We start from the raw sequence: 13407 nt of genomic DNA on the forward strand, positions 1-13407 counted from the left end.
CGACGGCTGGGCGTTGCGAGTGGGCGGTGCGATTCACAACGATGCGACCCGACTCGTGCCCGGGTAGGCACTGGTTTTGGGTCGGATCCAGGGCTTTGTTGGACCAAAGAGGGCTGGAAGAAGTGAAGGAAGACGATTTTCGCGCGACCCGTCCAGACGCACCGTCCGGGCGCGATGCGGACCTAGGCCAGCCGCTCGCTGATCAAGGCGGTAGCGACGCTTCCGACATGCTGTCGATGCCTGCTTCGCTGTATGCGCAGGTGGTCGCTCGTGGCGCTTTCGCGGACGGCGATTCCGATCTTGCGCGGTACACGCGGACGTTCGAACGGTTCCTGATGCAGTCCGGGGAAGACCACCCCTACACCCTGGACGCCTGCGAGGACCTCGCGATCGCCTACAGCGACGCGGGGGACATATCGACGGCCATCGCGCTGCTCCAGCGGACCCTCAGCGGCTGGCTGCGGATCTTCGGCGAGGACTACCCCAAAACCCTGTCCTCCCGCAGCAATCTCGCGATCGCCTACACGAAGGCCGGGGATTTGGGGCGGGCGATCCCGCTGTTCCAGCACACCCTCGACGGCCGGTTGCGGGTGCTGGGCGAGGACCACCCCGACACCGTGGCCACCGCTGGCGTCTTGGCCCAAAGCTACTACGCGGTGGGGGACCTGCGGCGGGCGATCCCGCTGTTCCAGCACACCCTCGATAGCCGGTTGCGGGTGCTGGGCGAGGACCACCCCGACACTCTGACCTCTGGCAGCATCCTTGCCGAAAGCTACCAGGCCGCCGGGGACCTGGAGCGGGCGATCGCGCTGTTCCATAGGGCCTTCGACGAGTTGCTGCGGGTGCTTGGCGGGGACCACCCCGACACTCTGACCGCCCGAAACAATCTTGCGGAGAGCTACCTGGCCGTGGGGGACCTGGAGCGGGCGATCCCGCTGTTCCAGCAGACCCTCGACGACAGGGTCCGGGTACTCGGCGAGGACCACCCCTACACGCTCATGTCCCACAGTCTTCTTGCCGAAAGCTACCTGGCCGCAGGGAACCCGGGGCAGGCGATCCCGCTGTATGAGAGGGCCCTCGACGGGCGGCTGCGGGTGCTCGGCGAGGACCACCCTCGCACGCTGATCTCCCTCAAGAACCTCGCCAGCGCTTACGTGTCGGCGGGGGACCCGCGGCAGGCGATCCCGCTGTTCCAGCGAGCTCTCGACGGGCGGCTGCGCGTGCTGGGCGAGGACCACCCTGACACCCGGACCTCCCGCGACGACCTCGCCGTCGCCTACGTGTCGGCGGGAGACCCGGAGCAGGCGATCCCGCTGTTCCAGCAGATCTTCAGCGACACCTGCCGCGTGCTCGGCGAGGACGACCCCGACACCCTGATCTCTCGCTGCAACCTGGCCGTCGTCTACTACGCCGCGGGGCACTCGGAGCAGGCGATTCCGCTGTTCCAGCAGGTCCTCGACGACAGGATCCGGGTGCTCGGCGAGCACCACCCCGATACCCTCGCCTCCCGCGATGACCTTGCGAGAGCATACGAGTCGGCGGGGGACCTGGAGCAGGCGATCGCGCTGTATCAGCGGGCCCTCGACGAGCGGCTGCGGCTGCTCGGCGAGGACCACCCCGATACCCTGGCCAGCCGCGACAACCTCGCCTGCGCGTATGAGTCGGCGGGAGACTAGGACGGGCAATCCCGCTGTTCCGGCGGACCATGCCGCGGTAGCGCGGTCGGCGACGGCGCGTTCGACGGGTGGTCGCCAGCGGCGGTAGTCGGCCTTGTCGGACCTTGGCGGCCGGCCCCCGTGGGAGCCACGCCTCTTGCGGTTGGCGATCTGGTCCCGCTTCTCCGGGATCGTGCAGCCGATACGTGTGGGGCTCGTAAAGTCATCGCTGCAGGTGGGGCCCGCGTGAGAGGCGTTCGCCGGCGCCCTGGGATGCTGCGCGGGTGATCATCTCGATGGTGTACCGGATCACCCGTGCGTTGCTGTCCGTGCCGGGCGTCTTGCTGCGCCGCGACACGGCCAAGGACGCCGAACTGCTGGTGCTGCGGCATGAGAATGCGGTGCTGCGTCGGCAACTTGGGGGTCGGGTCCGTTATGAGCCCGCGGACCGGTTCTGGTTGGCCGCGCTGTCGTCGCTGATACCGCGCTGCGACTGGCGCCGTGTCTTCCCGGTCACCCCGGGGACGTTGCTGGCGTGGCATCGCAGGCTGATCGCGAAGCGGTGGGACTACTCCCACCGACGTCGACGTACCGGGCGCCCTCCGGCGGCGGCGCTCAAGAAGCTGGTACTGCGACTCGCGCGGGAGAACCCGCGGTGGGGCCATCGGCGGATCCAGGGTGAGCTGGCCCGGTTGGGGCATTCGATCGCGCCCTCCACGGTCTGGCAGATCCTGCACGCGGCCGGCGTCGACCCGGCCCCGCGTCGCACCGGCCCGGGCTGGCGCGAGTTCCTCACCGCCCAGGCCGAGGGGATCGTCGCGGCGGACTTCTTCCACATCGACACCATCACAGGCAGGCGTCTGTACGCCCTGGCGTTCCTGAAACACGGCACCCGCAAGCTCCACATCACCGGTGTGACCGCGCACCCCACCGCGCAGTGGGCGGTCCAGCAGGCCCGCGACCTCACCGCCGACCTCGGCAGCCGCGTCGAGTCGCTCCGCTTCGTGCTGCGCGATCGCGACAGCAAGTACACCGATGCCTTCGACGCCGTCTTCGAGGCCGAAGGCATGGACGTGCTGCTCAGCGCACCCCGGGCGCCGCGGATGAACGCGCACTGCGAGCGCGTCATCGGCACGATCCGCCGCGAGGCGCTCGACCACGTTCTGGTCATGAACGAGGCCCACGCCCGACGCGTCCTCGCCGAGTACCAGGAGTACTACAACGCCCAACGACCGCACCAATCACGAGACCAACGGCCACCCGAAGCCCCGCAGCAGCCCCTCGTCCTGTCCGCGGGTGCGCCGGGCAAGCTCCTGCGCACCCGTGTCCTCGGCGGAGTCATCAACCAGTACCAGTACGTGGCTTGAGCTGCGGCGATGACTTTTCGAGCCCCACAGGCACTGGTTGTGGACAGGCAAAGGAGGCGGCGCTCCTCCTCGAAGCCCGGCTGCCGGCTCATGGAGTCGCCGTCGCTGTCGGTGCGGCCGACAGAGGGTGGGGTGGAGCCGAACTGCCTGCTTCCTCCCCCGCGAAGCGGAGATTGGCGTCTTCGCTACCGATCAACAGGAAACGCGTCAAGCGCGCCCCGCACTCCGCGGTATCGGCCGCGGTGCGCGGGGGCGGTAGCCGTGCGGCGGAGTGCACAAGAGGCAGGTGCACGTCGAATGCGGCCTCGACCAGCACCGCGAACGTTGCCGCCGAGCGCAGGCAGGAGATGTACGCCAGGGCGGCTGCCGCCGCGGCGGCGAGTGGTGCCCACCAAGCCCATGGCGTCCACACAACGAACAGCACGCTCCACATCCAAGCCCTGACCGCCCGGTCCAACGCCGAACGCGCGGCCGTGATGTCGCTGCGCACGTCGGCGGGCAGGACGAACCACAGATGAGGCCAGCAGAAGACTGCGTCAACGCCGTGCTTTCGCACTGGACGCCGTTCGGCCGAGCGCAGGATGTTACCCAGGCGCGTGGGCAGCACGAATTCGCGGGCCGCCGGCGTGCTCCGCAGGACCCGTGTCGCCTTGGCCAGCGCGGCGTCCTCCGCTGCGGTGCGCGGAGGCGCACCGGCGTACTCAGGTTTCAGCACAAGACGCTGGTACGTGCCCATCGCCTCTACCCGCGCGTCGGCTCGCCGATCGCTCCACTGCGGGCCCGGTCTGTGGCCTTGCCAGCCGTAACCCTCCAGAACACGCAGCGCCGGCAGCGTCAGCACTTCTGCGGCGAACGCCGAAAGGCCAATGAGGCAGAGAAAGCCTGCCAGGAGGAGCCCAGCGACCAGAGGTGTCAGCTTCGCGTAGGGCCGAGTGACCGTGGTGAGACCCTGGACCCAGCCCTGGTGGTGGATCACGCCGTTGTGCCGAGCATACCAGAGCACTGTCAGTCCGGCCAGCCAAAAGAAGGCCGCAGAAGTGAACAGACGGCCCGCCCAGTGCGTGAGTGCACCTTCTCCTACACCGTTCCACAGGGTGCTGATCACGGCTCAACCGCCTTGTCGTACACGCGGCACCGGCACCATGTGATCTTCGCACGCCTGTACGGGGTCTTCCAGCGTCGGGCGGACCCAACGGCTCCCGCAGTCCGAGCAGACGAAAATCTCCCCGGTAAGCCCAGCGGAAGGGCCGGGCAGGTCCTGATAATCGCGAAGCGCCGGCTCGGCCGCCCCGGCCGAACGCAGACGGGCTTGCATCCACACGCGTGTGGCGCGGTGATGCCGAAGCACGGCGCCAATGCGGCGCGCGCTCTCAGCGGTCACCTCCAGGTCGAGTGCCTCGCGCAACCCGGCGCTGACCGTTGCTGCGGTCTCCTCATCGAGGAGACGCGGCAACTCAGCCAGGATCTCCCTGGCCGCAGCCCGTACTTCCGACTCATCTTGCATGACGCCCCCTCCAGTCGCTGTGCTGCCGCACGATTCACACCCCGACGAAGACCATCCCTGCCCACGAGTCGATGTGCGCGTGCGAGCGCTCGTCCGGGTCCTCCCAAGCGACCCTCGCATACAGGGCGTCTGCAGCCTCCGCAGCCAGCCATCCGTCCACGGTGCTCGCCGCCTCGTAGATCGCAGCCTTCTCCCCGTTGGTGGTGTCGCGAAGCCACCGCTGGGCAGCACGCAGCGCGTCCGCAGGTTCGGAGTACTCACGACGCCAGACCCGGTGGAACTCGGCAAGTACCATGGCCGCCGAGCCGTCCTCCAGGGCCCATAGGCCGGCCACTACGCCGGCGGCGCCCGCCTGCAGCAGCCCTGTCGGCAGAGCGATCACCTCGTCGGGCATCCGCTCACCGAACACCCCGGAGTCGCAAGCCGACAAGATCGCCAGCCGCAACCGCATCGGGATCTCCAAGACGCGCGCGAGTGTCAGACGCTTGTCATTGGCCAGGATGAGCCCACTGGACACGGGCCGATGGACATTCGAGTGGCAATGGCCCGCGAAGTGCAAGACGTCGACGTGCGGCAGCAGCCGTTCCAGTTCGTCAACGGTCGCGTCTTCGCCGCACCGGACCAGCGGGTCGGTACTGGCGCCAACCGCAGCGGACACTTCACACGAAGCCAAGGGCAGCGCGACCGCGCTGACCGGGGCCGGCTCGACCACGGCGAGCAGTCTGTGTCCGGGCGTCGCGTCCCGTACCTGCTGGGCGGCGAGCAGCGCATGGGCACTCGGTGCATAGGAGATGGTCATGTCATCCAGCAGGTAGCGGCGCCGATCGCTTCCCGCGACCGGCGCCCATGCAGCATGGAGCGGAACCAACCCGAGCGGTCCGCATGGTATGAGGACGGCCCGCGCTGGTCCGACCACCGCGCGGATGGGCTCGACGACCACCTCCCACAGTCGGCGGCACACCCGGTCCAGGCTTTCCCGCCACTGCGCGAGCCCGACGGTCCTGTTCCGCTGCCACTCGGTCTTCGCGTTGGCGTAGTCCGCCACCAGCACACTGACCTCCTCCTCTGTCAGCAGCGGCAGGTCAACAGGGAGAACCACGGGACCATGCACCAACAAGGCGGTCCCGCCCCGAAGTGAGGCCGCGATGTAGATGAGGGGGACGTTCGCGGAAGCGGTCACCGCCGTGGCGAAGCCGGAAGCCCCTAGGAAGCCTTCGTGGCCAAGTAGCCCCTGGATGTCCGCGATCGCCTCGTCCAATTCCTCCTTGGCGACACGGCGACGGTCTGCCTGCTCGCGCCCGAGATCTATCGTCGCGAGCAAATCCGGGTCTGCCGAAACAGGTTGATCGTCCATCACGCACCTGCCTGACTGACGGGAACGCAAAACGACTACAGCCCTTTAGCTGCGGAGAGCCTAACAAGTTGCGACGGCTGTGGGCAGCGTTGTGCAGAATCAGCCCGAAGCCAGCGGGCCGGTCTCGAGTGGATCGCTTCGGTGGGTCGGGACTCGCGCAGGCCCGAGGATTAGAACCGAGCCCCCAGAGCAACTCTCCCGAAGCGTGCCTCCGGCACCATGCTCTCTCAGTGCCGCCAATTGAGAGTGGAGTTGGGCGCGCAGCGCGGGGCCAGATGTCCCAACTCGAGATCGAATACTGCCGGCCGCCGGTGTCTGACTCTCTCGGGTACCGGCCCGTGCGTCAGCTCCCAGTGACCGCTCAAGGCCTGGGCTCGATTCTGTCGGTGATCTTGATCGGTGGAGTCAGCTGCCCAGGGTGCGCCAGGACTTCGATCGGAGGATCGCCAGGTGGTCCAGGAGGGTCTGGAAGGCGGTTGGTTGTCTCGGCGAGCAGGCTACCTCGGCCCTTGATCGGCTGCCGAGCCGTTCTGCGCCGGGAGGGGACAGGGTCCGCGCTGGTCGAGACCCCACCAGGCTTTGGCCGACAGGACTACTCCCCGTCGGTGGCGTAGGGATGCACTGACCGGCTCTGATTGAACGGGGTGAACCAGTCCTTGACGGCCATGGGGGCGATGCCTAGGTGTGCGGCGGTCGGGTCTTGGTCGATGCCGTCCATGGCGGGGCCGTACAGCCATTCGTGGTCGAGGTCCTCGTACACGTTCTCCCGGAGTGAGCCGAGGGCTTCGGCGGTGCCCGGGGTGAGGAGGCCGTAGAGGTCGAGGGTGGCCTCGGTGGTCTCAAGCCAGAGCCGGAGCAGGAGTTCCTCGGCCACGCAGCTCAGCTGTCCGAAGCCGGGCCCGCTCATTCGTCCGGTGAGGGAGGCTGCGGTGACCAGCAGTTTGCGGGCGAAGAGCGGCGTGTAGAGGTGCATGAACTGTCCGGGCAGTCCTTCGAGTTGCATGAGTCCGCCGTCGCACTGGGCGGCGCTGGGGCTGTCGCCGAGAGTGTCGAGGTCCTGGAAGATTTCGTCGATCAGGATGTCGATGGAGAAGTACATCGCGCCGGCGGCCAGGGCGACGTCCTCGGCGGATACGTTGAAGTCCTCATCCACCTCCTTGCCGTCCTCCAGGTCCTCGGCGGTCAGATGACCGAGCGTCGAGGCGGAGACGCCGGCCAGCAGGGGCGCGAGAGCGCGCAGCTTCGCGCGCATCTCCTCCCTCTCCTGGCCGCCCCTGCCGGGCGTGTTCTCTTCCAGGGAGCGGGCCGTGGGGTGGGCGACCGCCCGTGTGGACGGGTCGGCGGCTGGTGCCTCGGGGCCGTCGGCCGCGGCGAGGCTCTCGGCGGCGGAGTCGAGGTGCAGCTCCACCTCGCACTTGTCGATCGTCCATGCGGCGAGCAGCTCGGTGCGTTCGAGGACCTCGCCGACGACGGACTCGACGGCGCCCTCGGCGTCCTCCAGCGACGGGGCCTCGACGAAGACCTTCAATAGTGCGCCGCCCGGGTGGACGCCGACGAGGTGGTCGATGATTTCGACGACCTCCCCGTCCTCGCCCTCGATGGCCTCGATGGCGTCCAAGCCCTCGCGCAGCAGGTGCGCGGCGCCCGCGCGCTGCAGCTCGTCCAGATCGGGTGCGCCCTCGGGCTGGCTGGTGTCCACGGTGACCGCATACGTCATGCCCCCAGCCTGCCCCACGACGCCGACGGCATGCCGGGATTCCCGAGCAGAAGGACCGGCGCACTTGGCAGAGAGTAAAGGGATCCGCGCGGGTCAGGCGGGCCTTGTGGGGGAGCGTGGTCGGGTTGTGGTCGTAGGCGGCTTGCACCGATGGGGGAGCCGCGCAGACTCGGACATGCAGGTGCAACTCCATGCCGTCATTGAAGGTGATCGCCATGCGCGCCCACGAGAGCATGGGCCGCGTGTACCGGCGCTGCGGCTGCCGCGACGCACAGCACCACCAGCCCGGAAGCAACTGCCCCACCCTGGCCATCGATCCCACTCACGGGACCTGGACCTTCGCTGTCGACCTCCCCGCGCTCGAGCCCGGCGGCCACAACCGCACCGTCCGCCGCGGCGGCTTCCCCAGCGAGGACGAGGCCCGCACCGCACTGCACCGCTACCTCGCCGGCCGCCGCATCGGCATCAACGCCGACCCCAACCAGACCGTCGCCGACTACCTCACCCAGTGGCTCGCCGGGAAGCGCCTCACGCTCAAGCCCACGACCTGGGTCCGCTACCGGGACTACACCGTCGACGACCTGACCCCCGCCCTCGGCGCCGTCCGTCTGGACGACCTGGCTTACGAGCACATCCAGCACTTCGTACAGACCCAGCTCGCCGCCGGGCGCGGACGACCCACGGTCTGGCACATCCTCGCCACGCTCTCCAGCGCGCTCGGCGAAGCGGTTCGCACGCACCGGCTGCCGGCGAACGTCGCGCGCCCCACCGTCATCCCCAGGCCCGCTGCGGCCGAGCGCACCATCTGGCCCCCCGCCCAGGCCGTGAAATTCCTGCGCTACTGCCGCATCCACGACGTCGACTTCGCCGACCTGATCGAGCTGATCATCGGGACCGGCCTGCGCAAGGGCGAAGCCCTCGCCCTCCACTGGGACGACATCCACCTCGCCCGGCGCCTGCTCTACGTGCGCTGGACCCTCTCGGCGATCGACAACAACAAGCTCATTCTGACTGCCCCGAAGACCAGCCAGAGCCGCGACTGGGTCGCCCTGTCACCCCAAGTCCGCAACATGCTGACCCGCCGCAAGGACGCGGAAGCCGACGGGGGAGTGCGCGGCGGGTTCGTGTTCCACCGCGACGACGGGGGCCCGCTGCACCCCGAGTACGTCCTCAACCACTTCCACGACCTCGCCCGCAAGGCCGGCGTGCCCAAGTGCAGCGTCCACGACCTGCGCCACCTCGCCGTTACCACCGCGCTCGCCGAGGGCGTCGACCTGGAGATCGTCTCCAAGACCGCCCGCCACTCCACCCTCTCCGTGACGGCGAACATCTACGCCCACCTCACCCGCCGCGCCGCCCACCAGGCCGTCGACGCCATCGACAAGGCCCTCGCCCGCGAAGAGGCGCGTCACGACCACGCTACGTCCACCAGCCCACCGAAGCCCCGCCGCAGAATAAGCAGAAGCGGTTATGGAAAGGCAGTCTGACCAGGCCTCAGGGCCTGCAGTGCGTCGGCGGGCGGATTTACGACCACCCAACGACCACAAACGGAAAAGGCCGCCTCCACCTCTCGGTGGAAACGGCCTCCGACCTGCGAAAACGCGGTCGGGACGACAGGATTTGAACCTGCGACCCCTTGACCCCCAGGTTCATTCCGTGGCAGGCCGGTGCGATTCGCCGAGCGCTCCCAAAGGAGTGGATGTAGTTCCCACCCGGTCAGTTCAAGCTGCTTGGTGCCGGTTGCCCGGTGAAGGGCGTTCCGAGGTCATAGGGGGTCGTTTGGAAGGTGGGAAGGCCTGCGTTCAGAGGGGTGCCGAAGTACTCGAGGAGATGTCCCTGGCTGTTGAGGGCGTAGAGATCGGGGTTGCCGTCCGGTCCGCTGGTTGGGCTATTGACGTCGCCGGGGGAGGCGACGAGTGGGTAGTTGGCGACGGGGAGGTTGAGGATGGGCATGGGGTAGGCGGTGGCGGTGGGTGCCTGCAGGAGGGGAGGGAGGCCGTTGGTGAGGGGCAGGGTGAAGGAGTAGATGTTTCCGTTGTTGCGGTCGCGCGCCCAGAGGGCCGGGGCGCCGCTGCCGGGGGCGCTGGTGCCGCCGATGGTGTTGGGGACGATGAGGTCGAAGTGGGACCAGTCGCCGATTCCGAGTAGGACCGGCATGGAAAGACCGGAGCTGCTGAGCTGGTACATCCACAGGTCGTTGTTTTCGACGGTGATCAGGTCTTCGGCTCCGCTTCCGCGGCCGTAGATATCATTGGTGATCACCATTTGGGTGACCTTGCTCCAGTCGGTGCCGTATGTGACGTCGGCACAGCGGCTGGCGTCAGTGGCGGCGTTGCAGGAAGGGCGGGTCTGGCTGGTTGCGCCCCAGCTCAGGGCCCGATTGCCGCTGAAACCGGCCTTCGTGCTGTAGCCGCCGTCCCGGTCGTTCTCGAGCGCTGTCAGGGTGTGCGTGTTGGTGTTGAGGACAAGCAGGTCGTCCACGGAGCCGCCGGTGAGGCTGCCGCGGTGAGCGACGAGGTAGTTGCTCCAGTTGTCACTGCTGCCGCCTGGGGCCTTGGCGTTGAGCGAGACGGAACTGGCCGTCTCGCTCGCACCGCTGCCACTGCCGGCGACCATGTACAGACCTGTGCTGTTGGCGCTGGTGCTCACGGCGAGGAGGTCGGGGACCTGGTCGTTGGTGATGTCGCCGGGCACGATCTGTTGGTTGGGATTCCAGGGGGCGGCGAAGATGTAGTCCAGAGCGGCTGAGGCGTTGCCAGCTTTGTCGACGGCGATCACGTAGAGGTTGTGGACGCCCCAACTCGGCACTGTGGCGCTGATGGTGGTGCTGGCGGTGGGTTCCCCCCCGGAGTCGGTGCCGGTGCTGCTGGCGGGGAGGATGGCGCAGGTGCCGTTGTTGATGCAGGTGCTGGTGGCGGTCACGCTGCTGACGCTGGGCTGGGTGTCGAACTGCCAGATGAAGTGGTCGATGCCGCTGGCTTTGCAGGCGTTGCCGCTGCCGCCGTTGAGGGTGCAGGTAGGGGAGGGGAGTCGGTCGGCGGCGGAGATGGTGAACTGGATCTGCTGACCCGCGTACTTGACCGGATTGGGCGTTCCCTGGCCGACCGGGGGGAAACCGGGGTCGATCGCGGTAACAGAGGGTGTGGTGGGAGGGGTTGCGTCGACGGTGAAGAAGCAGGACTTGGGCGGCGATGACAGCGGGAACAGGCCGTCGGCCGTGGTGTTGTCGGTTTGGGCGACGGCGTCCCACTGGTAGGTGTGTCCGTCTTGGACGGTGAAGCCGATGCTGGTCGCTCCGAGATCCTTGCCGCCGTTGGCGACGACGGAGGCGGACTGGGGCTCGCTTGCGAGGTTTGATCCGTCGCTCGGGCCCGCCTCAGACGTGTCCGGGAAGGCCCACCACTCGGTGTTCGGTGCTGACGTGTTGCGGTCCCAGACGTAGAAATTGGCGTGCCCGGCTTCGCCGCTGACGTAGGTGCTAATGTCCGCGTCGAGCTTGATGTTGCTGGCGCCGTTGGTGGCTGAAGTGGCACCGATCCAGCCTGGGTTGGAGGCCGATGCTCCGCAGCCGCCGGAGGGGGTCGGGCTGAGCGACATGCTGTTGAGCGTCGGTGTGACGTCGATGGTCACATCGAGCTTCGGGTTGTAGCTGAAGCGCATGAAATCGTCGCTGACGCTCTCGTTACCGAAGAGCCCGATGGTCAGCGTGGTGTTGTTGCGTGCGGCGATGCCCTGCATCATCGAGTCGTCATGGATGGTGACGTCCTGGTTGCCGCACGCGGTACCGCCGTAGGCCCCGTTGTAGGCGGTGCGTGGGTTCGCCGTCCCGAGAAGGGATATCTTTCCGGGCCTGTTGTCCCAGTACATGGTGCTCTTGTCGATCACGCCGGTTTGGTAGATGGACAGGGGTGCGGTGTGAGTGTTGCACCCGTGGTCGGCGCCGTACGTCTCACTGAGGTCGATCGTCGAGCTTTCCACGGTCATATTGCTGTTCACCATGGTGGTGGGGAACTGGTAGAAGGTCTCTTCGGCACCGATGCAGTCGGAGTAGCCGTTGTAGCCGACACCCTCGCCGCTCGTCTGTGCCGTGTACTCGTTCGAGCTGTAGAAGTCGCAACCTTGTTGTGCCTCAAACACAAGGTTTGCTGTTGAACTGTTGGTGCCGGGGTAGATGCCGGGGTCGACAAACACCGGGTAGGTCGTCGCTGCGCCGGCGAGAACCTGTGCATTCGGGGTCAGCGTCAGCGCATTGCTGCTGACCGCCATGGGTACGGTGGCAACCTGCGCTCCGGTACCAGGGCCGGCGGTGCTGGAGTCCTCCGTCCCGTCAGCCGACGTGCTGTCGAAGGGGTTGGCGGCGGCGGTGCCCGCGGCTGCAGTCCTGATCGCAGGTCGCCCTGCTGCCGCAGTCCCGGTGGTCGTGCTGGCGCTGGAGTTGCTGGTACTGGAGTCCCACATCAGCGGGGTGGGGCCGGCATAGGTGACTGTGCCGTCGGAGGATGTGGCTGCGAGCGCGCCGTGTGCGTCGGTCGACAGGGTGAGCCCCTGCGTTGATGCCGCGAAGGTGAGCTTCTGGAGGTCCGGGTTCGCCGCGGCCGCGGCGTTGTGGATGATCAGGACATCGGAGAAGCCGCCCTGGTCGGAGACCGTGACGGAGAGGTCGACTCCGGGCAGGACCGAGCTGTACAGCGCGGTAGGTCCGTTGAGTGTCGGGGACGGAAGTGCGAAGGGGAGGCTCAGCGCGATCTGCTGGCCTGCAGCAGTGGCGAGCGTCGCCAAGGGACCGGTGCCGCCCGGGGAGAGCTTGATCGTGTCTGTGGTGGCTGTGGGAACCACCGCTCCGGTCGGATCGGTAGTGAGGTTTGCGTCCAGGGGGGTCCAGCTTCCGTTGTGCTGAACGCGAACGGGCAGGATGCTCTCGGAGGCGGTGTAGGAGCCGTCAGGGTTGGCCAGCACCTGGTAGGTGGAGGTGGTCTGGGAGTCGATGACCACGCTCTTTCCGGTGCTGGCCGCAAGCTGCTGGGCCTGGACCCACGGGTTGATGGCGCCTGGGCCAGCTGACTCGGAGGCTGTCGCGGTGCCGGCGGCGACGCTGACGAGAAGGGCCGCCAGGGTTGCCGTCGTAGCTGTCAACGAGCGCGTTCGTCGGCGCTGGCGCGTAGTCAAGATCATGCCCTCATACCTATCGTGAGACTTTCATGTGAATAGGGTGTGAGTCGTATTGCCTGACAGTGATGCGATGGGTCGTCAGTGTGACTGATTTGTGGAGGATTTGTTTGCTTGCCGTCGGCCTTGGCTGCGGTACGGATACGGACAGACGGGATGTTCTCGACCCCTGTGGGGCCGCCCGGCGGCGACGGGCAAGGCTATTGAGTGGACCGTAGGCGATCAATAGCCTCCTGGGGGCTGTGCACTTGGGCATGGCCACGGCAGGGTGCCCGGACGGCCGGGCGGCTACAGGTGGGGGCTGTTCGTGCGGGGCATGCGGCGACCGATTCTTGATGTGCGTCGGCACTGGTGGGCCGGGGCGCTGCGCGGCACCGCAGCAGTCGCTGCAGTGCTCGCGATCTCCGCACCGGGCGCTGTGGCTGAAGGCATCACGCCGTACCACTCCCCGGGAGCGCCGTGGCGGCCCAAGGCCCTTCCTGTGCAGGCCTCGTCCTTCACGCAGGAACAGCTCGGGGCAACCCCCAAGGCCCCGGCACGCAAGGGCTACAAGCAACTGACCCTGAACCAGGTGAGGCGTCCTGCGTGGCCAGCGGCGGGAACGGTCACGGTGGAGCTGAAGGGGCCCGCGGCTGCTACGGGGG

9 protein-coding genes are annotated in these 13407 nt (G+C 67.6%); 4 read left to right on the plus strand and 5 right to left on the minus strand.

Annotated features, from left to right (window positions below; genetic code table 11):
• The first annotated feature begins 227 nt into the window (after positions 1–227).
• Together TR50_RS23955 and TR50_RS23960 are read left to right on the plus strand one after the other, a co-directional pair.
• Complete coding sequence (locus TR50_RS23955; protein WP_063775134.1) at positions 228–1676, plus strand: tetratricopeptide repeat protein; 1449 nt, start codon at positions 228–230, stop codon at positions 1674–1676.
• 263 nt (positions 1677–1939) lie between these two features.
• Positions 1940–3022: an integrase core domain-containing protein gene (locus TR50_RS23960; protein WP_042425483.1), complete on the plus strand. Its 1083-nt coding sequence runs from the start codon at positions 1940–1942 to the stop codon at positions 3020–3022.
• Between the two features lie 88 nt (positions 3023–3110).
• Here TR50_RS23960 and TR50_RS42900 read toward each other — a convergent pair whose 3' ends face one another.
• The 4 genes from TR50_RS42900 to TR50_RS23980 form a co-directional block, all read right to left on the minus strand.
• Positions 3111–4127, minus strand: a complete 1017-nt coding sequence (locus tag TR50_RS42900; RefSeq protein WP_152648590.1) for a hypothetical protein — start codon at positions 4125–4127, stop codon at positions 3111–3113.
• 3 nt (positions 4128–4130) lie between these two features.
• Positions 4131–4526, minus strand: coding sequence for a hypothetical protein (locus TR50_RS23970; RefSeq protein WP_042425486.1), 396 nt, complete (start codon positions 4524–4526; stop codon positions 4131–4133).
• Between the two features lie 34 nt (positions 4527–4560).
• Positions 4561–5880 carry a CHAT domain-containing protein gene (locus tag TR50_RS23975; protein ID WP_042425488.1) on the minus strand — a complete coding sequence of 440 codons (1320 nt, stop codon included), beginning with the start codon at positions 5878–5880 and terminating at the stop codon, positions 4561–4563.
• A gap of 592 nt (positions 5881–6472) precedes the next feature.
• Entirely contained in the window at positions 6473–7597 is a 1125-nt protein-coding gene (locus TR50_RS23980; RefSeq protein WP_042425491.1) for a hypothetical protein, read from the minus strand.
• A gap of 191 nt (positions 7598–7788) precedes the next feature.
• On the opposite strand from TR50_RS23980, the gene TR50_RS23985 reads away from it, so the two are divergent.
• Positions 7789–9084, plus strand: coding sequence for a tyrosine-type recombinase/integrase (locus TR50_RS23985; protein WP_236654564.1), 1296 nt, complete (start codon positions 7789–7791; stop codon positions 9082–9084).
• Between the two features lie 229 nt (positions 9085–9313).
• On the opposite strand, the gene TR50_RS23990 is transcribed toward TR50_RS23985, so the two are convergent.
• The gene (locus TR50_RS23990; RefSeq protein ID WP_152648591.1) at positions 9314–12769 is read right to left on the minus strand and encodes a hypothetical protein; all 3456 of its coding nucleotides are present in this window, start codon (positions 12767–12769) and stop codon (positions 9314–9316) included.
• 310 nt (positions 12770–13079) lie between these two features.
• Between TR50_RS23990 and TR50_RS49105 the strand changes: the two genes are divergently transcribed.
• Positions 13080–13407 (plus strand): hypothetical protein (locus tag TR50_RS49105; RefSeq protein ID WP_236654565.1); only part of this gene is annotated, 328 nt, incomplete at its 3' end.

The sequence above is a fragment of the Streptacidiphilus anmyonensis genome (assembly GCF_000787855.1).
In the GTDB taxonomy this organism is placed as follows: Bacteria; Actinomycetota; Actinomycetes; order Streptomycetales; family Streptomycetaceae; genus Streptacidiphilus; species Streptacidiphilus anmyonensis.

Coding starts and splice junctions, on each gene's coding strand:
- TR50_RS23955 (WP_063775134.1), top strand. CDS start 228: ATGCTGTCGATGCCTGCTTCGCTGTATGCGCAGGTGGTCGCTCGTGGC.
- TR50_RS23970 (WP_042425486.1), bottom strand. CDS start 4,526: ATGCAAGATGAGTCGGAAGTACGGGCTGCGGCCAGGGAGATCCTGGCT.
- TR50_RS23975 (WP_042425488.1), bottom strand. CDS start 5,880: ATGGACGATCAACCTGTTTCGGCAGACCCGGATTTGCTCGCGACGATA.
- TR50_RS23980 (WP_042425491.1), bottom strand. CDS start 7,597: ATGACGTATGCGGTCACCGTGGACACCAGCCAGCCCGAGGGCGCACCC.
- TR50_RS23985 (WP_236654564.1), top strand. CDS start 7,789: ATGCCGTCATTGAAGGTGATCGCCATGCGCGCCCACGAGAGCATGGGC.
- TR50_RS23990 (WP_152648591.1), bottom strand. CDS start 12,769: ATGATCTTGACTACGCGCCAGCGCCGACGAACGCGCTCGTTGACAGCT.